Source organism: Enterobacter cloacae complex sp. 677-3DZ2D5B (assembly GCF_004136695.1).
GTDB classification, from domain to species: domain Bacteria; phylum Pseudomonadota; class Gammaproteobacteria; order Enterobacterales; family Enterobacteriaceae; genus Enterobacter; species Enterobacter hormaechei_C.
Map to the genome: position 1 here is coordinate 150,772 of NZ_QFLS01000016.1, position 19,066 is coordinate 169,837.

General features: G+C 57.3%; 18 protein-coding genes. 11 read left to right on the plus strand and 7 right to left on the minus strand.

The features are described 5' to 3' along the window. Positions 1-129: 129 nt before the first annotated feature. The 4 genes from hemY to hemC are packed head-to-tail and all read right to left on the minus strand — an operon-like array spanning position 130 to position 4,224. Positions 130-1,329, minus strand: a complete 1,200-nt coding sequence (gene hemY, locus DD597_RS20815) for a protoheme IX biogenesis protein HemY (RefSeq protein WP_129256564.1) — start codon at positions 1,327-1,329, stop codon at positions 130-132. A 2-nt stretch (positions 1,330-1,331) separates the two neighbouring features. Next, positions 1,332-2,525: a uroporphyrinogen-III C-methyltransferase gene (gene hemX, locus DD597_RS20820; RefSeq protein ID WP_006812379.1), complete on the minus strand. Its 1,194-nt coding sequence runs from the start codon at positions 2,523-2,525 to the stop codon at positions 1,332-1,334. A gap of 20 nt (positions 2,526-2,545) precedes the next feature. Next, positions 2,546-3,286, minus strand: coding sequence for a uroporphyrinogen-III synthase (gene hemD / locus DD597_RS20825; protein ID WP_003860818.1), 741 nt, complete (start codon positions 3,284-3,286; stop codon positions 2,546-2,548). After that, on the minus strand, positions 3,283-4,224 hold the full coding sequence (hemC, locus tag DD597_RS20830) for a hydroxymethylbilane synthase (RefSeq protein WP_032628002.1): 942 nt from the start codon (positions 4,222-4,224) through the stop codon (positions 3,283-3,285). The genes hemD and hemC overlap by 4 nt, the downstream gene beginning before the upstream one ends. Before the next feature lie 350 nt (positions 4,225-4,574). Here hemC and cyaA point away from each other — a divergent pair, with 350 nt between their 5' ends. Then, complete coding sequence (cyaA, locus tag DD597_RS20840; protein ID WP_023315185.1) at positions 4,575-7,118, plus strand: class I adenylate cyclase; 2,544 nt, start codon at positions 4,575-4,577, stop codon at positions 7,116-7,118. Between the two features lie 91 nt (positions 7,119-7,209). Here the strand turns inward: cyaA and cyaY are convergent, their stop codons facing one another. Further along, a complete protein-coding gene (cyaY, locus tag DD597_RS20845) occupies positions 7,210-7,530 on the minus strand; it encodes an iron donor protein CyaY (RefSeq protein WP_003860816.1) in 321 nt (106 codons plus the stop codon). A 135-nt stretch (positions 7,531-7,665) separates the two neighbouring features. Here cyaY and DD597_RS20850 point away from each other — a divergent pair, with 135 nt between their 5' ends. The 8 genes from DD597_RS20850 to corA all read left to right on the plus strand — a co-directional run bounded on the left by DD597_RS20850 (position 7,666) and on the right by corA (position 14,597). Next, positions 7,666-7,869: a lipoprotein gene (locus DD597_RS20850; RefSeq protein ID WP_003860815.1), complete on the plus strand. Its 204-nt coding sequence runs from the start codon at positions 7,666-7,668 to the stop codon at positions 7,867-7,869. A 35-nt stretch (positions 7,870-7,904) separates the two neighbouring features. After that, positions 7,905-8,729, plus strand: coding sequence for a diaminopimelate epimerase (gene dapF, locus DD597_RS20855; RefSeq protein ID WP_022646661.1), 825 nt, complete (start codon positions 7,905-7,907; stop codon positions 8,727-8,729). Continuing rightward, positions 8,726-9,433: a DUF484 domain-containing protein gene (locus DD597_RS20860; protein ID WP_003860814.1), complete on the plus strand. Its 708-nt coding sequence runs from the start codon at positions 8,726-8,728 to the stop codon at positions 9,431-9,433. Before dapF ends, DD597_RS20860 begins: the two co-directional genes overlap by 4 nt. Further along, complete coding sequence (gene xerC / locus DD597_RS20865; RefSeq protein WP_063855613.1) at positions 9,430-10,332, plus strand: tyrosine recombinase XerC; 903 nt, start codon at positions 9,430-9,432, stop codon at positions 10,330-10,332. Before DD597_RS20860 ends, xerC begins: the two co-directional genes overlap by 4 nt. Next, positions 10,332-11,048, plus strand: coding sequence for a 5-amino-6-(5-phospho-D-ribitylamino)uracil phosphatase YigB (yigB, locus tag DD597_RS20870; protein WP_003860811.1), 717 nt, complete (start codon positions 10,332-10,334; stop codon positions 11,046-11,048). The genes xerC and yigB overlap by 1 nt, the downstream gene beginning before the upstream one ends. Positions 11,049-11,127: 79 nt before the next feature. Beyond that, positions 11,128-13,290 (plus strand): DNA helicase II, encoded by a 2,163-nt coding sequence (uvrD, locus tag DD597_RS20875; protein ID WP_017383586.1) that lies wholly within the window; start codon positions 11,128-11,130, stop codon positions 13,288-13,290. 149 nt (positions 13,291-13,439) lie between these two features. After that, positions 13,440-13,496, plus strand: coding sequence for a YsgD/CorL family protein (ysgD, locus tag DD597_RS25065; RefSeq protein WP_212743980.1), 57 nt, complete (start codon positions 13,440-13,442; stop codon positions 13,494-13,496). Positions 13,497-13,646: 150 nt separating this feature from the next. After that, positions 13,647-14,597 carry a magnesium/cobalt transporter CorA gene (gene corA, locus DD597_RS20885; RefSeq protein ID WP_032608220.1) on the plus strand — a complete coding sequence of 317 codons (951 nt, stop codon included), beginning with the start codon at positions 13,647-13,649 and terminating at the stop codon, positions 14,595-14,597. A gap of 83 nt (positions 14,598-14,680) precedes the next feature. Here corA and rarD read toward each other — a convergent pair whose 3' ends face one another. Beyond that, positions 14,681-15,577 carry an EamA family transporter RarD gene (gene rarD / locus DD597_RS20890; protein ID WP_017694744.1) on the minus strand — a complete coding sequence of 299 codons (897 nt, stop codon included), beginning with the start codon at positions 15,575-15,577 and terminating at the stop codon, positions 14,681-14,683. A gap of 51 nt (positions 15,578-15,628) precedes the next feature. Next, positions 15,629-16,096, minus strand: coding sequence for an acyl-CoA thioesterase YigI (gene yigI / locus DD597_RS20895; protein ID WP_006812366.1), 468 nt, complete (start codon positions 16,094-16,096; stop codon positions 15,629-15,631). A 160-nt stretch (positions 16,097-16,256) separates the two neighbouring features. On the opposite strand from yigI, the gene pldA reads away from it, so the two are divergent. Then, positions 16,257-17,126: a phospholipase A gene (gene pldA / locus DD597_RS20900; RefSeq protein ID WP_003860803.1), complete on the plus strand. Its 870-nt coding sequence runs from the start codon at positions 16,257-16,259 to the stop codon at positions 17,124-17,126. Positions 17,127-17,216: 90 nt separating this feature from the next. Further along, on the plus strand, positions 17,217-19,046 hold the full coding sequence (recQ, locus tag DD597_RS20905) for an ATP-dependent DNA helicase RecQ (protein WP_003860800.1): 1,830 nt from the start codon (positions 17,217-17,219) through the stop codon (positions 19,044-19,046). Positions 19,047-19,066: the final 20 nt, after the last annotated feature.

A 19,066-nucleotide genomic window follows, 5' to 3' on the forward strand; every position in this document is an offset into this window, starting at 1 on the left:
AGCGCGTGTGCAAAAAAAAAGTTAAGGAAAAGACATCGTTACATTGGCGGGTTCGTTTGCTGGTAAGTGTTAAAAGAATGTAGCAGGAGAAATGAGATAAAAAAAGGAGGCCATCTGGCCTCCTGTTAATTACTGCTGCGTTCCGTTATTTTGCAACGTCAATAACAGCCCATCACGGCGCATAGCTGCGGCCTCTTCCGGCTTGTGCTGCTTGTCCAGCGAATCAGCAAGCCAGGCGTAATCAAATGCGTCCGGGCGTTGCTTCAGCGCGGCGCGGAAGGCGAGACTCGCCTCCTGCCACTCGCCGTGTTTCATCAGAGACTGGCCCAGCGTACTCCACAGCAGCGGACGATCGCCCACGGTTTTGATCTGCTGGCGCAGTGCTTTTTCAATTTGTTCCGGATTGTTGGTTTTCAGACGCGGGATGACCATCACCAGGCGGTCATCATACTGTCGCTTGAGACCGTCGAGGAGGATCTCCTGCGCGGTGTCATGGTCGTCACACTCAATCAGATGTTCTGCCATCGCAACCTGAAGAGGAACCTGCTGGCGCGTTTTGCGGCTCTGGTTTTTCCACCAGGTTTTCAGGCCGTCGCTGCCGAGATCGGCGCGCGCCTGATCCATCAGGCCAATCCAGGCCAGACGCTGAAGTTCATCACGATGTTCATCATCGCCCACGTCGGCTTTCGCCATGGAAGGGATAATGTCCAGCAGCGAGCCCCATGCACCGGTCCGAATATATGCCTGCTCAGCAAGACGCAGCACTTCCGGATGACGAGGGGTAATTTCCAGCAGACGGTCAACGCCGTGACGTGCGGCATGGTTTTCATTGCGCGCCAGTTGCAGACGAACGCGGGTGATCTCAACCGGAATCGGATCCTTAGTAGAGAGCTCAGACGCGCGTTCAAGATGCTGATTGGCGCGGGCCTCATCGCCTCGCTGTTGCGCCGCCTCAGCGGCCAGCAGATAGTTAACAACCGGCTGTTCTGCATGGTCGGCATTTTTCGACATTAGCTTTTCAACCTGCTGATAGTCACCTTCGGCCAGCTTCAGCAATGCCTGCTCGGTCTGCTTACGGGCGCGACGGCGCTTACGGCCAACGAACCAGCCGCGCGTATGTACGCCGGTACGGAAAATACGACGCAGGAGCCACTCCACTGCCAGCAGAACGACCACACCCAGGATCAGGATAATCACCAGCCCTGTTACGCTGGTTTCGATGTTGTAGTTATCGGTCTGGATCAATACGTAACCCTGGTGACCCGCAAGCATCGGCCCCAGTACAATCCCGGCGATCAGCAGGATGAAGAGTAATAAGACTTTTAGCATCATTACTCTCCTTGCGGCGCGCTTTCAGGCGCTGGCGCGGCGGCAGGTGCTTCAGCCGGACGCTCTGCCGGAACGCCCGGCTGGGCCAGCAAGTTACGCACGCGCGTCTGCATGATCTTCTCCAGAATCGGCTGACTTTCCAGCTTGTCCGGTACGTTCATGGTGATGTTTTGCTGGCTCAGCTTGTCGATATCCTCGAGGAACGCGGTCGTGGTTGCATCATTGGTATCGTAGTAAGCACGTACCCAGGTTGAAACGTTATCCAGCGCCTGTTTGTAGGTCTCTTCCTGGTGACGCGGCACGGCCTGCGCCGCGACCAACAGGCGGGAACGAATGTTTTCGCGTAGATAGACGTCCTGGTTCGGTGCCAGCAGCGGCACGGCAGTTTCATCGCGGCGGCGAATGGTTATAAAGCTGTCCATAAAGTTCTGCCAGCTCTTTTGCAGGTTGATACGCCATTCGCTCAGGGAACTGGACAGCTCGGTACCGTCGGAATCCATCGGAGAGTCATCGTCGTTGTTATCGGCCAGCTGAAGGTTATCAATCTGGTTCGAGAGCTGATTCACCTTAAGGATGATACCGTCGTAGTCGACCTGAGAAACCGCGGACAGGCTGGCGATATCTTCCGTAATAGCGCGGCGTGCGTTGATGAGGCTCGGATCGTTCATATCAGCCAGGCTTGCGTCGGCGCTTTTCAGCAGCGCGGCGGCGGTGGTTACATCCTGATCGCTCCAGAGCTTGCGCCCGGCCAGTTTCACCAGAAAATCGGCCTGTGAAAGTAGCCAGGTTTTGGCATCGGTTCCCGAAATTGTGGCGACTTTTTCCTGCACTTCGCTCAGCTGTTTGGTCAACTCTTCACGTTTGCTGTTCGCGTCGGCGAGGGCGGCAGCCTGCTGTTTGATCACACCTTCCAGCTCAGCTTTTTGCGTCTCCTGCGCTTTCTGTAGGGCAGTGATTTGGTTAACCAGCGCGTCGCTGGTGGCCGTCTGGTTGGTGCCTTGTTTCTTCACCAGTCCGTAGAGACCCACGCCTGCGGCCAGCGCAATCGCGATGGCAATCACGCTCAGCGTGAGGCTGGTTTTATTGCTGCCGTTTTTCTTCTCAACGGTTGTGTCTGTCGTCTCTGGCTGTGACGTGGTGTCCACAGTCTCCCTGGTCTCTTCAACCACGGCGGAGGATTTTTCGTGTTCCGTCATTATGGCTTCCCATTTGAGAGTTATTGTAATGCGCGCAGCAGCGCATCGTTGTCGGCGTTTTCAGCGATCCGAATATCCTGCCAGCCCAGTTCCCGGGCGTGGTTCGCCAGACGCTCACTGACGACCAGAAGCCGACAGCGGAGTAACCAGTTTTCGCGATACCAAAGCGGAATCAGCGACCAAAGCTGTTGTAACATTTCACCGCTGGTGACCACCAGCGTATTAATACCGCGGGCGTGCCAGCGCATTGCTTCTTCCGCGCCATCATAGTGTTTTGCACAGCGCTGATAGCACTCCACAAACGTCACGTCTGCGCCGCGTTCGCGCAGCGTCTCGCCCAGCAGTTCGCGGCCACCGTTGCCGCGCAAAATAAGCGCGCGCTTTCCGGCAATGTTTTGTAATTCAGGTAATTGTAGCAAGACTTCGCTGATTTCCCGATCTAACGGGTAACGAACATCGATTCCGCTCGCGGTATGTAAGGCCAGCGCCGTAGTGCGCCCGATGGCGAAATAGCGGGGGGCGTGAGGCCAGCGAACGCCCTGTTGTTGCAGCTGCGCATGGGCAAACTCCACGGCATGCTGCGACAGCGCAAAGAGCAGATCGCCTTCCTGCAAGAGACGCATCTGGTCAGCGAGCTCAGGCAGCTCGCGACCGGGGGAGAATTCAATCAGCGGAAAACTCCAGGCCACCTGCCCCAGTGCGCGCAGACGGCTCACTAACTGCTCTCCTGCGGGAGAAGGGCGGGTGACAAGTATGCTCATGCAGGGGGCTCTCCGTTATAGACCTCGGCCAGAATTTCACGTGCGCCGTTATTCAGCAGCTCTTCCGCCAGCGATACGCCAAGCGCCTCGGCATCTTGCGGTTTGCCGCGACGTTCACCGCGAACCATATGCGAGCCGTCCGGCGCGCCAACCAGCGCACGCAGCCACAGTTCACCGTCAGTTAATTCAGCATAGCTGCCAATTGGCACCTGACAGCCTCCTTCGAGGCGTGTATTCATCGCGCGCTCGGCTTTTACGCGAACGGCGGTATCGTCATGATTCAGCGGCGCCAGCAGTGCCTGAGTGCGCACATCATCCAGACGACACTCAATGCCGACGGCGCCCTGGCCGACGGCGGGCAGCGACAGCTCCGGCGGCAACGCCACGCGAATACGTTCTTCCAGCCCCAGGCGTTTCAGGCCCGCAACCGCAAGAATAATGGCATCGTAGTCGCCGTTATCCAGCTTGCCAAGGCGTGTGCCGACGTTCCCACGCAGCGAGCGAATCACCAGATCCGGGCGACGTTCAGCCAGCTGACACTGGCGGCGTAAACTTGACGTGCCGACCACGCTGCCTGCCGGCAACGCATCGAGCGAGTCATATCGATTAGAGACAAACGCATCGCGCGGATCCTCGCGCTCGCAGATGGTCACCAGCCCCAGCCCTTCCGGGAACTCAACGGGCACATCCTTCATCGAATGCACGGCGATATCGGCGCGGTTCTCAAGCAATGCCAGCTCCAGCTCTTTGACAAACAGACCTTTTCCGCCCACTTTGGCCAGCGGCGTATCCAGAATGACATCGCCACGCGTAACCATTGGCACCAGCTCAACGCGTAATCCGGTGTGGCAGGCTTCCAGGCGCTGCTTAACATAATGTGCCTGCCAGAGTGCAAGAGGACTTTGGCGTGTGGCAATTCTCAAAACATTGTCTAACATGCTTGTTACCGTCATTATCAATCGCTAACCATCCTAACATTGTTGACACTCGGATGGCAGTTTTACGGTTGATGAAGAGTGAGAGGGACAGGGCGGCGTATTCGTCAGCCATCGCCGTATTCAGGAATTTACACGTACAGAACGGTGCTACACTTGTATGTAGCGCATCTTTCTTTACGGTCAACCGGCAAGGTGTTAAATTGATCACGTTTTAGACCATTTTTTCGTCTGTACCACCAGAAAAGCAAAAGGCGAAAAAAGGGTAACGGTTATTTTTTGAAATACTGCGGGTCCGCTGCTTTTTCTGTTCTGACTGGCATGCGACACCCGGAAACATCAGGCGATACGTCTTGTACCTCTATATTGAGACTCTGAAACAGAGACTGGATGCCATCAATCAATTGCGCGTGGATCGCGCGCTTGCTGCCATGGGCCCTGCTTTCCAGCAGGTATACAGTCTTCTGCCGACATTGTTGCACTATCACCATCCGCTAATGCCGGGTTACCTCGATGGTAACGTTCCCCAGGGCATTTGCCTCTTCACGCCTGATGAAACCCAACAGCATTACCTGACTGAACTTGAACTCTACCGTGGTATGCCGCCGCAGGATTCGCCAAAAGGCGAGCTGCCGATTACCGGGGTTTACTCCATGGGCAGCACATCATCGGTTGGGCAAAGCTGCTCTTCTGACCTGGATATCTGGGTCTGCCATCAGTCCTGGCTCGACAATGAAGAGCGCCAGCTGTTGCAGCGTAAATGCAGCCTGCTGGAGAGCTGGGCGGCGTCGCTCGGCGTGGAAGTGAGCTTCTTCCTGATTGATGAAAACCGTTTCCGCCATAACGAAAGCGGCAGTCTGGGTGGTGAAGACTGCGGCTCGACTCAGCACATCCTGTTGCTGGATGAGTTTTACCGTACTGCCGTTCGCCTGGCCGGGAAACGTATTCTGTGGAATATGGTGCCGTGCGATGAAGAAGAGAATTATGACGACTACGTCATGTCGCTTTACTCGCAGGGCGTTCTGACGCCAAACGAGTGGCTGGATCTGGGCGGCCTGAGCTCCCTGTCCGCCGAAGAGTACTTTGGCGCAAGCCTCTGGCAGCTTTATAAGAGCATTGATTCACCATACAAAGCGGTGCTGAAAACCCTGCTGCTGGAAGCTTACTCCTGGGAATACCCCACGCCGCGCCTGCTGGCGAAAGATATTAAACAGCGTCTGCACGACGGGGAGATCGTCTCCTACGGGCTTGATGCCTACTGCATGATGCTGGAACGCGTCACCGAATACCTGACAGCCATTGAGGACGCCACGCGTCTTGACCTGGTGCGTCGATGTTTCTATCTCAAAGTTTGTGAAAAACTGAGCCGCGAACGCGCCTGCGTGGGCTGGCGTCGTGAAGTCGTCAGCCAGTTAGTCAAAGAGTGGGGATGGGACGAAGCGCGTCTCGCCATGCTGGACAACCGCGCCAACTGGAAGATCGATCAGGTGCGCGAGGCGCACAACGAACTGCTTGATGCGATGATGCAGAGCTACCGCAACCTGATCCGCTTTGCCCGCCGTAACAACCTTAGCGTTTCTGCCAGCCCACAGGATATCGGGGTGCTGACCCGTAAACTGTACGCCGCGTTTGAAGCGTTGCCGGGCAAGGTTACGCTGGTTAACCCACAGATTTCGCCTGACCTGTCTGAGCCGAATCTGACCTTTATCTACGTGCCGCCGGGCCGCGCAAACCGCACCGGGTGGTATCTGTACAACCGTGCGCCAAGCATGGATTCGATCATCAGCCATCAGCCGCTGGAATATAACCGCTATCTGAACAAGCTGGTGGCCTGGGCCTGGTTTAACGGCCTTCTCACCTCACGCACCCGGTTGTTTATCAAGGGTAACGAGGTGGTCGATTTAGCCAAGTTGCAGGAGATGGTGGCGGATGTCTCGCACCACTTCCCACTGCGTCTGCCTGCTCCGACGCCAAAGGCGCTCTACAGCCCGTGTGAGATCCGCCATCTGGCGATCATCGTCAACCTGGAATACGACCCGACGGCGGCCTTCCGCAATCAGGTCGTTCACTTTGACTTCCGCAAGCTGGACGTCTTTAGCTTCGGCGAGCAGCAAAACTGCCTGGTGGGTAGCGTGGATCTACTGTACCGCAACTCGTGGAACGAAGTGCGTACCTTACACTTTAACGGCGAGCAGGCGATGATCGAGGCGCTGAAAACGATCCTCGGCAAGATGCACCAGGACGCCGCACCCCCGGACAGCGTGGAGGTGTTCTGCTACAGCCAGCACCTGCGCGGCCTGATTCGTACCCGCGTGCAGCAGCTGGTGTCTGAGTGCATCGAACTGCGTCTCTCCAGCACCCGTCAGGAAACCGGGCGCTTTAAAGCGCTGCGCGTCTCCGGCCAGACCTGGGGCCTGTTCTTTGAGCGCCTGAACGTGTCGGTGCAGAAGCTGGAGAACGCCATTGAATTCTACGGCGCGATTTCACACAACAAACTGCATGGCCTGTCGGTTCAGGTGGAAACCAATCACGTTAAGCTGCCGCAGGTGGTAGATGGCTTTGCGAGTGAAGGGATTATTCAGTTCTTCTTCGAAGAGTCGGGCGATAATGCCGGGTTTAACATCTACATTCTGGATGAAACCAACCGTGCCGAGGTGTATCACCACTGTGAAGGCAGCAAAGAGGAGCTGGTGCGCGACGTCAGCCGCTTCTATTCGTCTTCGCACGATCGCTTTACCTACGGCTCAAGTTTTATCAACTTCAACCTGCCGCAGTTCTACCAGATTGTGAATGTGGATGGGCGAGCGCAGGTGATCCCGTTCCGTACGCAGGCGATTACCACTGCGGCGCCCGCTAACCAGGAAACTGCGCCGCTGTTGCAGCAGTATTTTTCCTGAGGCTTTTCGCCGGGTGGCGCTATCGCTTACCCGGCCTACGGTTCGAGCCGCTGTAGGCCCGGTAAGGCGTAGCCGCCACCGGGCAACAAAACTACCTGAAACTCACGTCCTCACCCGCCTGCGCGGTCGCTGCCTGCTCCAGCAGATCCCAGAACGTTTCGCCGCTGCGGTCGCAGACCCACTCGTCACCTTTCAGATCAAAGTGATAGCCGCCCTGTTTCGCCGCCAGCCACACCTGGTGAAGCGGCTCCTGACGGTTAATAATAATCTTGCTGCCGTTTTCGAAGCTTAAGGTCAGGATCCCGCCGTTGATTTCACAATCGATATCGCTGTCGCCGTCCCAGTCGTCGATACGCTCTTCGATGGTCATCCACAGGGTATCGGCAAGGCGATGAAATTCACTGTCGTTCATGGTTTTATTCCTGTTTTTCGTGATGGCGGCAGTATAACGCTAAATAATTCCCGTTGCAGGAAAGCGGCAAACTCTTGCTTTTGTGTCTTCTCCTGCGATGATAGAAACAGATTTGAACTTACGGGCAACCTCTACATGAAAAACGTCTTCCGAACGCTTGTCGTTCTTGTCACTCTGTTTAGCCTGACCGGCTGTGGACTGAAGGGACCACTGTACTTCCCGCCAGAGGATAAAAACGCACCACCGCCGACAAAACCGGTGCAAAGTGGTATCGAGTCATCTACGCCGGATACCAACGATCGCGGCAATAACGGCGGCCCGACTCAGGTCAATCTCTGACAATTACGTTCTGTACCCGCGCAATGGAGCAAATGATGCAGTTCTCTAAAATGCATGGCCTTGGCAACGACTTTATGGTCGTCGACGCGGTAACGCAGAATGTCTTTTTCTCCCCGGAACTGATCCGTCGTCTGGCGGATCGACACGTGGGCGTGGGGTTTGACCAGCTGCTGGTGGTGGAGCCGCCTTACGATCCTGACCTGGACTTTCACTATCGCATTTTTAACGCCGACGGCAGCGAAGTTTCCCAGTGCGGCAACGGCGCGCGCTGTTTTGCCCGCTTTGTTCGGCTGAAAGGGCTGACCAACAAGCGCGATATCCGCGTCAGCACCGCCAATGGCCGGATGGTGCTCAGCGTCACCGACGACGAACTGGTGCGCGTGAACATGGGAGAGCCGAACTTCGAACCCTCTGCCGTGCCGTTTCGCGCCAACAAAGCGGAAAAGACCTATATCATGCGTGCCGCCGAGCAGACAGTATTGTGCGGCGTCGTCTCAATGGGTAACCCGCACTGCGTGATTCAGGTGGATGATGTGCAAACCGCGGCGGTTGAAACGCTCGGCCCGGTGCTGGAAAGCCACGAGCGCTTCCCGGAGCGGGCGAACATCGGTTTCATGCAAGTGGTGAAGCGTGAACATATTCGCCTGCGGGTTTACGAGCGCGGCGCGGGCGAAACCCAGGCCTGCGGAAGCGGTGCCTGTGCGGCGGTGGCCGTCGGTATCTCACAGGGGTTACTGGCAGAAGAGGTTCGCGTGGAATTACCAGGCGGTCGGCTTGATATCGCCTGGAAAGGAGCGGGTCATCCACTGTACATGACTGGCCCGGCGACACATGTTTATGACGGGTTTATCCATCTATGAAGCAACCAGGGGAAGAACTGCGGGAACCTGTAACAGAGCTGGACGACAGCACTGTTGTGGATTATCTGCTGCACAATCCTGAGTTTTTTATCCGCAATGCACGCGTCGTCGAACGGATGCGCGTGCCGCATCCGGTTCGCGAGACCGTGTCGCTGGTTGAATGGCACATGGCGCGCTCGCGCAACCACATCAATCAGCTCGAAGAGAACATGACGCTGCTGATGGAGCAGGCCAGCAATAACGAAAGCCTGTTCTACCGTCTTCTGCACCTTCAGGCGCGTCTGGCTTCCGCACACAGTCTCGAAGAGTTCCTCAACCGCTTCCACCGCTGGGCGCGCGAGCTGGGGCTGGCAGGCGCGACGATCCGTCTCTTCCCTGACCGCTGGCGCATTGGCGCGCCGTCCGGGTTTACCCATCTGGCGCTGAGCCGTCAGGCGTTTGAGCCGCTGCGCATTCAGCGTCTGGGCCATGAGCACCATTATCTGGGGCCGCTCAACGGGCCAGAACTGCTGGTGGTGCTGCCGGAAGCCAAAGCTATCGGCTCGGTGGCGATGTCGCTGATGGGGCGCGATGGTGACCTGGGCGTGATGTTATTTACCAGCCGCGACGCGCATCACTATGAACAGGGGCAGGGTACGCAACTGTTGCAGGAGATCGCCCTGATGTTGCCTGAGTTGCTGGAGCGCTGGATTGAGCGCGTATGACGGACGGACTGCTCGCCACTGACGTCATCCGCTTTCTGCGCTATCTGGGCGTAGAACGCCAGCTCAGCCCTATTACGCTGCTCAACTATCAGCGTCAGCTTGATGCCATCATGCAGATTGCCGATGAAATCGGCCTGAAAAGCTGGCAACAATGTGACGCCGCCACGGTACGCGGGTTCGTCGTGCGTAGCCGTAAAAAAAATCTCAGCCCGGCGAGCCTGGCGCTCCGGCTCTCTGCCCTGCGCAGTTTCTTCGACTGGCTGGTCAGTCAGGGCGGTCTGAAAGCCAACCCGGCAAAAGGGATCGCCACGCCGAAAGCCCCGCGTCATCTGCCGAAAAATATCGACGTCGACGACGTAAACCGCCTGCTGGATATCGATCTTAACGATCCGCTGGCCGTGCGCGACCGCGCGATGCTGGAGGTGATGTACGGCGCGGGCCTGCGTCTCTCTGAGCTGGTGAACCTCGACTTAAAGCACCTCGATCTGGAATCCGCCGAGGTGTGGGTAATGGGCAAGGGCAGCAAAGAGCGCCGCCTGCCGATCGGCCGCAATGCGGTCTCCTGGATTGAGCACTGGCTGGATCTGCGCGGGCTGTTTGGCGCCGACGAAGATGCGCTGTTCCTGTCGAAACTCGGCAAGCGGATCTCGGCGCGTAACGTGCAGAAGCGCTTTGCGGAGTGGGGCATTAAGCAGGGGCTGAACAGCCACGTTCACCCCCACAAGCTGCGCCACTCTTTTGCGACGCACATGCTGGAATCAAGCGGCGACCTGCGCGGCGTACAGGAGCTGCTTGGTCACGCGAATCTGTCGACCACCCAAATCTATACCCACTTAGACTTCCAACACCTTGCCTCGGTGTATGACGCGGCGCATCCACGCGCCAAACGGGGGAAATAATGCGTTTTTACCGCCCACTTGGTCAGATCTCAGCCCTGACGTTTGATCTTGATGACACCCTTTACGACAATCGTCCGGTGATCCTGCGTACCGAGCAGGAGTCGCTGGCGTTTGTGCAGAACTACCATCCTGCGCTGAAAACAATGCAGAACAAAGATTTCCAGAAGCTGCGTCAGTCCCTGCGGGAAACCGAGCCGGAAATTTATCATGACGTGACCGAATGGCGCCGCCGTGCGGTTGAGCAGGCGATGCTCAATGCCGGCCTGAGCGCGCAGGACGCGGCCACGGGTGCCGAAGCGGCCATGGAAAACTTCGCCAAATGGCGCAGTCGCATCGACGTGCCGCAGGAGACCCACGACACGCTGGCGAAGCTCGCCGAAAAGTGGCCGCTGGTGGCCATCACCAACGGCAACGCTCAGCCTGAACTGTTTGGTCTGGGGAACTATTTTCAGTTCGTGCTGCGCGCGGGCCCGCACGGACGCTCGAAGCCGTTCAACGATATGTATCATCTGGCAGCGGAAAAACTGGATTTGCCGCTCGGTGAGATCCTGCACGTGGGCGACGACCTGACCACGGACGTCGCCGGGGCGATCCGCTGCGGCATGCAGGCCTGCTGGATCAAGCCGGAAAATGCCGATCTGATGACTACCCCGGATAGCCGTCTTCTGCCGCACGTGGAAATTTCACGGTTGGCATCCCTCACGACGCTGATATAATCATCAATTGTTCTGTATAAATTAACAGGGTTTTGGCGAATGGAAACATTTGCCTGCCCGCCATGACGTGACGGTGCCAATGGACGTTTCTTACCTGCTCGACAGCCTTAATGATAAACAGCGTGACGCGGTTGCCGCCTCGCGTACAAACCTGCTGGTACTGGCTGGAGCGGGCAGTGGTAAGACGCGCGTGCTGGTTCACCGTATCGCCTGGCTACAGAGCGTGGAGAACTGCTCGCCGTACTCGATTATGGCCGTGACGTTCACCAACAAGGCGGCGGCGGAGATGCGCCACCGTATCGCACAGCTGATGGGCACCAGCCAGGGCGGCATGTGGGTTGGCACCTTCCACGGCCTGGCGCACCGTCTGCTGCGCGCGCACCATATGGACGCTAACCTGCCGCAGGATTTCCAGATCCTCGACAGCGAAGATCAGCTGCGCCTGCTGAAACGCCTGATCAAGGCGATGAATCTCGACGAGAAGCAGTGGCCGCCGCGTCAGGCGATGTGGTACATCAACGGTCAAAAAGACGAAGGGCTGCGTCCGCATCATATTCAGAGCTTCGGTAACCCGGTCGAGCAGACCTGGCAGAACGTCTACAAGGCCTATCAGGAAGCGTGCGATCGCGCCGGTCTGGTGGATTTCGCCGAGCTGCTGCTGCGCGCCCACGAGCTGTGGCTGAACAAACCGCATATCCTGCAACACTACCGTGAACGCTTTACCAACATCCTGGTGGACGAATTCCAGGATACCAACAACATCCAGTACGCCTGGATCCGCCTGCTGGCCGGGGATACCGGCAAGGTGATGATCGTAGGCGATGACGACCAGTCTATCTACGGCTGGCGCGGCGCGCAGGTGGAGAACATCCAGCGCTTCCTCAACGATTTCCCCGGCGCGCAAACCATCCGTCTGGAACAGAACTACCGTTCTACCAGCAACATTCTGAGCGCGGCCAACGCCCTGATTGAGAACAACAACGGGCGCCTGGGTAAAAAGCTGTGGACCGATGGCGTCGACGGCGAACCGATTTCGATTTACTGCGCCTTCAACGAGCTCGACGAAGCCCGTTTCGTTGTGAACCGCATTAAAACCTGGCAGGAGAACGGCGGCGCGCTGGAGCAGTGTGCCATTCTCTATCGCAGCAACGCCCAGTCGCGCGTGCTGGAAGAGGCGCTGTTGCAGGTGAGCATGCCGTACCGCATTTATGGAGGTATGCGCTTCTTCGAACGTCAGGAGATCAAAGATGCGCTCTCGTACTTGCGTCTGATTGCCAACCGTAACGACGATGCGGCATTTGAGCGCGTGGTGAACACACCGACGCGCGGCATCGGCGATCGTACGCTGGACGTGGTGCGTCAGGCCTCGCGCGATCGTCAGCTCACGTTGTGGCAGGCATGCCGCGAGCTGTTACAGGAAAAAGCCCTCGCCGGGCGCGCCGCCAGCGCATTGCAACGCTTTCTGGAGTTAATCGACGCACTGGCGCAGGAAACGGCCGACATGCCGCTGCACGTCCAGACCGACCGGGTGATTAAAGATTCCGGCTTGCGCACCATGTACGAGCAGGAAAAAGGCGAGAAGGGCCAGACCCGTATTGAGAACTTAGAGGAACTGGTGACGGCAACGCGCCAGTTCAGCTACAACGAAGAAGACGAAGACCTGATGCCGTTGCAGGCATTCCTCTCTCACGCCGCGCTGGAGGCGGGTGAAGGGCAGGCCGATACCTGGCAGGATGCGGTTCAGCTGATGACCCTGCACTCCGCGAAAGGTCTGGAGTTCCCGCAGGTGTTCATCGTCGGGATGGAAGAGGGGATGTTCCCGAGCCAGATGTCGCTGGATGAAGGCGGGCGTCTGGAAGAGGAGCGTCGTCTGGCCTACGTGGGCGTGACCCGTGCGATGCAGAAACTGACTCTGACCTACGCGGAAACCCGCCGCCTGTACGGGAAAGAGGTGTATCACCGTCCGTCGCGCTTTATCGGCGAACTGCCGGAAGAGTGTGTGGAAGAGGTGCGCCTGCGCGCCAGCATCAGCCGTCCGGTCAGCCATCAGCGTATGGGCTCGCCGATCTCTGAAACCGACACCGGTTACAAGCTGGGCCAGCGCGTGCGCCACTCGAAGTTTGGCGAAGGCACCATCGTCAACCTGGAAGGCAGCGGCGAGCACAGCCGTTTGCAGGTAGCGTTCCAGGGGCAGGGGATCAAATGGCTGGTGGCAGCCTATGCCAAGCTGGAAAGTGTGTAACTTTCAGAAAAATATCACTATTTTGTAATAATCTGCTAGCCTTATACGTTGAAGGTCAATTAATGCCCTTCAGCGTTCCGTTGCGTGTTGACGCCACAGTTATTGCTGGCGTAACATGCGCGCACGATTACGCTAAGAGGACATTCGCCTTGGACACACCCAGTAGATACTGGCTCAATTCCCTGTCATCCAGGAACAACTCCTAAGGCTATCTCCTCTTGCTGATGGCCTTAGTGGTTGTCAGCGACTGCATCATTCCCGTCGCGCTGAGTCAGGCTGTTTAATGGTCTGAAACCCAATTTGTTTCTGTGTGCCCACCGAACTGTCCGATATTTTTTGCATTGGGAGTCCCGGTCATGTTGAGCGCATTTCAACTCGAAAATAACCGACTGACTCGGCTTGAAGCCGAAGAGTCACAGCCCCTCATTGATGCCGTATGGGTGGATCTGGTCGAGCCGGACGACGATGAGCGCCTTCGCGTACAATCTGAACTGGGGCAAAGCCTGGCGACACGCCCGGAACTGGAAGACATCGAAGCATCCGCCCGTTTTTTTGAAGACGAAGACGGCCTGCACATTCACTCCTTCTTCTTTTTCGAGGATGCCGAAGACCACGCGGGGAACTCCACCGTGGCGTTTACCATCCGCGATGGCCGCCTGTTCACCCTGCGCGAGCGCGAACTGCCTGCGTTTCGTCTCTACCGTATGCGTGCCCGCAGCCAGGCGATGATGGACGGCAACGCTTATGAGCTGCTGCTGGATCTGTTCGAAACCAAAATCGAACAGCTGGCGGATGAAATCGAAAACATCTACAGCGACCTGGAAAAGCTGAGCCGCGTGATCATGGAAGGCCATCAGGGTGATGAGTACGACGAAGCGTTGTCCACGCTGGCAGAGCTGGAAGATATCGGCTGGAAGGTGCGTTTGTGTCTGATGGATACCCAGCGCGCGCTGAACTTCCTGGTGCGCAAGGCGCGTCTGCCGGGCGGTCAGCTGGAGCAGGCGCGTGAGATCTTACGCGATATCGAATCCCTGCTGCCGCACAACGAATCCCTGTTCCAGAAGGTCAACTTCCTGATGCAGGCGGCGATGGGCTTCATCAACATCGAGCAGAACCGCATCATCAAGATCTTCTCGGTGGTGTCCGTGGTGTTCCTGCCGCCGACGCTGGTAGCCTCCAGCTACGGGATGAACTTCGAGTTTATGCCGGAACTGAAGTGGAGCTTTGGCTACCCGGGGGCGATTATCTTTATGATCCTCGCCGGGCTGGCGCCGTATCTCTATTTTAAACGCCGGAACTGGCTGTAAAAATCTGGCGGGTGGCGCTGCGCTTACCCGCCCTACGATCGAATTCCCTCTCCCTGTGGGAGAGGGTTAGGGTGAGGGCAACATCACAGCCCTTTGCGCACCCTGCGCTGGGTATAAATCGCATCCGCAACAAAGATGGCCAGCGCCACCCAGATAAAGGCGAACGTCACCATCTTATCCGCACCCGGCACCTCGCCGTAAAACACCACCGCCAGCAGGAACATCAGCGTCGGGCCAATGTACTGGAAGAAGCCCAACGTGGAGAGGCGCAGACGCGTTGCCGCGCCGGTGAAGCACAGCAGGGGTATCGTCGTGACCACGCCCGCGGCCATCAGCATCAGGTTCAGCGACCATGGGTTGCTGCCCATATGGCTGGTGGCGCTGTCGGCAATACCGAACAGGTAGATCGCGGCGACAGGCAGCAGCCACAGGGTTTCAAACAGCATTCCCGTCTGCGCTTCCACGGCGATTTTTTTACGCACCAGGCCGTAGAAGGCAAAGCTGAACGCCAGCCCCAGGGCGATAACCGGCAGTGAGCCGAAGGTCCACAGCTGTACCAGCACGCCGCAGAAGGCCAGAATCACTGCCACCCACTGCATCCGGCGAAAGCGCTCGCCGAGGAAAATCATCCCCAGCAAAATATTGACCAGCGGGTTAATAAAGTAGCCCAGGCTGGCTTCGAGCATGTGATGGTTATTCACCGCCCAGATAAACAGCAGCCAGTTTCCGCCAATCAGCACCGCAGAGAGGGCGAGCAGGAAGACCTTCTTCGGGGTTTTCAGCAGCGTTTTGACGCCTGACCACTGACGGCTGATACTCATCAGCGCAATCATGAAGAAAAACGACCAGATGACGCGGTGAGTGAGGATCTCGTCCGCCGGGACATAGGCGATAAGTTTGAAGTACGCCGGTGCTATACCCCAAATAAAATAAGCGGCAAGGGCGAGTAAAACGCCCTGCCGCGTCTGTTTAGCATCCATCGGGAAAATCCGTTACAAAAAAGTGAAGTAATTTTACCCGAATTTGCCGTCTCAACCCACCATATAAGTGGCGGTTGCGCTGGCGATATAAACCTGCTCCTCGTTATGCAGCTCAACGCGGGCGACGGCAACTTTATTCCCGGCGCGCAGCAGGCTGCTGGTACAGGTGAAGCGGTTTCCGCGTCCTGGGCGCAGGTAGTCGACGCGTAAATCGATGGTGCCCATGCGCGACAGGCGCTGGCGTAACTCATCTTCGTTGATGGTGTCGTGGCGCGTCAGCGTGCTGCCCACGCACACCAGACCGGCCGCCACGTCCAGCGCGGAGGCAATTACCCCGCCGTGCAAAATGCTTTGCGCCCAGTTACCGACCATCATTGGCTGATTATTGAAACTCAGCTGAGCGAAGTCTTTTTCGTATCGCTCCAGCTCAAGACCCAGTGCACGGTTGAACGGCATGTGGTACACAAAAATCTCGCCCACGAGCTTTAAGGTTTCTTCGGCGGTGAGTGTGGCTGACATCTGACGTGGCATCCTTGTTGTTAACAAAATGTTGATTTTATGCTTCAGGATAAAGGAATGCCACTTTAAGAAACGAGGAAGCGGAAGTTATCGCAGAAGTCTGTAGAATGCCCGGACAAAACTATTCATTAAATGTCACCATTTCAGGAGAACACCACCGATGCGGACGTATCTGGGTTGGTTACTGGCGGCGGTTGCGCTGCCCCTCACAGCATATGCGCAGGAAGCGACGATCAAAGAGGTGCATGATAAACCTGCCGTTAAGGGCAGCATCATCGCCAATATGCTTCAGGAGCATGACAATCCGTTCACGCTGTACCCGTATGACACAAACTACGTGATCTACACCCAGACCAGCGATCTCAACAAAGAGGCGATAAGCTCCTATAACTGGTCTGATAATGCGCGTAAAGATGAGGTGAAGTTCCAGCTCAGCCTCGCCTTCCCGTTCTGGCGCGGCATCCTGGGGCCGAACTCGGTACTTGGCGCGTCCTACACGCAGAAGTCATGGTGGCAACTCTCCAACAGCGGGGAGTCATCACCGTTCCGCGAAACCAACTATGAACCGCAGCTGTTCCTCGGTTTCGCCACCGATTATGAGTTTGCAGGCTGGACGCTGCGAGACGTGGAGGTGGGCTATAACCACGATTCCAACGGTCGTTCCGACCCAACCTCACGCAGCTGGAACCGCATCTATACGCGTCTGATGGCGCAGAACGGCAATTTCATGGTGGAAGTGAAGCCGTGGTACGTAGTAGGCAGCACCGATGACAACCCGGATATCACCAAATACATGGGATACTATCAGCTTAAGGTGGGCTATCAGCTGGGTGACGCGGTGCTGAGCGCCAAAGGCCAGTACAACTGGAATACCGGCTACGGCGGTGCAGAGCTGGGCCTGAGCTACCCGGTAACGAAACACGTGCGTCTCTATACCCAGGTGTATAGCGGCTACGGCGAATCGCTGATCGACTACAACTTCAACCAGACCCGCGTCGGTGTGGGCGTCATGCTGAACGATATTTTCTAAGCTGCTCGAATGTTTTTGCGTTAAACGTTGAAGTTTCTCTCTCAGGCGCTGAAAATAGCGCCTGTTTCATTTCTGGCATATGGGGTTAACGTGGCGCAGGCGGAAGTATTGAATCAGGAATCGCTGGCTAAACAGGTTTTGCATGAAACCTTTGGCTACCAGCAGTTCCGTCCTGGCCAGGAAACCATCATTGAAACCGTTCTGGAAGGCCGCGATTGCCTGGTGGTCATGCCGACCGGCGGCGGTAAATCGCTCTGCTATCAGGTGCCCGCGCTGGTGCTTAATGGCCTGACGGTTGTGGTATCACCCCTTATTTCCCTGATGAAAGACCAGGTCGACCAGCTGCTCGCCAACGGCGTGGCGGCGGCCTGTCTTAACTCAACGCAAACTCGCGAGCAGCAGCAAGAGGTGATGGCCGGGTGCCGCACCGGACAGGTTCGCCTGCTGTATATCGCGCCAGAGCGCCTGATGCTGGACAACTTCCTCGACCACCTGGCGCACTGGAACCCGGTGCTGCTGGCGGTGGATGAAGCGCACTGTATCTCCCAGTGGGGGCACGATTTCCGCCCGGAATACGCCGCCCTCGGCCAGCTTCGTCAGCGCTTCCCCGAGCTGCCGTTTATGGCGCTTACCGCCACGGCGGACGACACCACGCGTCAGGACATCGTTCGCCTGCTGGGACTGAACGACCCGTATATTCAGGTCAGCAGCTTCGACCGCCCGAACATCCGCTATATGCTGATGGAAAAGTTCAAGCCGCTGGATCAGCTCCTGCGCTACGTGCAGGAGCAGCGCGGCAAGTCCGGCATCATCTACTGCAACAGCCGCGCAAAGGTGGAAGACACCGCTGCGCGTCTGCAAAATCGCGGCTTTAGCGCGGCGGCATACCATGCCGGGTTAGAGAACCACATCCGCGCCGACGTGCAGGAAAAATTCCAGCGCGACGACCTGCAAATCGTGGTCGCAACGGTGGCGTTCGGGATGGGGATCAACAAGCCCAACGTGCGCTTTGTGGTGCATTTCGACATTCCGCGCAATATCGAATCCTACTATCAGGAAACCGGCCGCGCCGGGCGTGATGGTCTGCCTGCGGAAGCGATGCTGTTTTACGACCCGGCGGATATGGCGTGGCTGCGCCGCTGTCTGGAAGAGAAACCGCAGGGGCAGTTGCAGGATATCGAACGCCACAAGCTTAACGCGATGGGGGCCTTCGCCGAAGCGCAAACCTGCCGCCGTCTGGTGTTACTCAACTACTTTGGTGAAGGGCGTCAGGCGCCGTGCGGCAACTGCGATATCTGCCTCGACCCGCCGAAGCAGTACGATGGCCTGATGGACGCGCGCAAAGCGCTCTCGACTATCGGACGCGTGAACCAGCGCTTTGGGATGGGCTACGTCGTTGAAGTGCTGCGCGGGGCTAACAACCAGCGTATCCGCGATATGGGTCACGACAAGCTGCCGGTTTACGGCATCGGGAAAGACCAGAGCCATGAGCACTGGGTGAGTATTATCCGCCAGTTGATCCACCTCGGCTTTGCCACGCAAAATATTGCCCAGCATTCTGCGCTTCAGCTGACCGAAGCGGCGCGACCTGTCCTGCGTGGCGAGGTTGAACTGAAGCTCGCCGTTCCGCGCGTCGTCGCCCTGAAGCCGCGCGTGATGCAAAAATCCTACGGCGGTAACTACGACCGCAAGCTGTTCGCCAAGCTGCGTAAGCTGCGTAAAGCTATTGCCGATGAAGAGAACATCCCGCCATACGTGGTGTTCAACGACGCGACGCTGATCGAGATGGCCGAGCAAATGCCGCTCAGCGCCAGCGAGATGCTCAGCGTCAACGGCGTCGGCACGCGCAAGCTGGAGCGCTTCGGTAAAGAGTTTATGGCGCTCATCCGTTCCCACGCTGATGGTGATGATGAGGAGTAGTCAGCCGGGCGAAAAAGTGC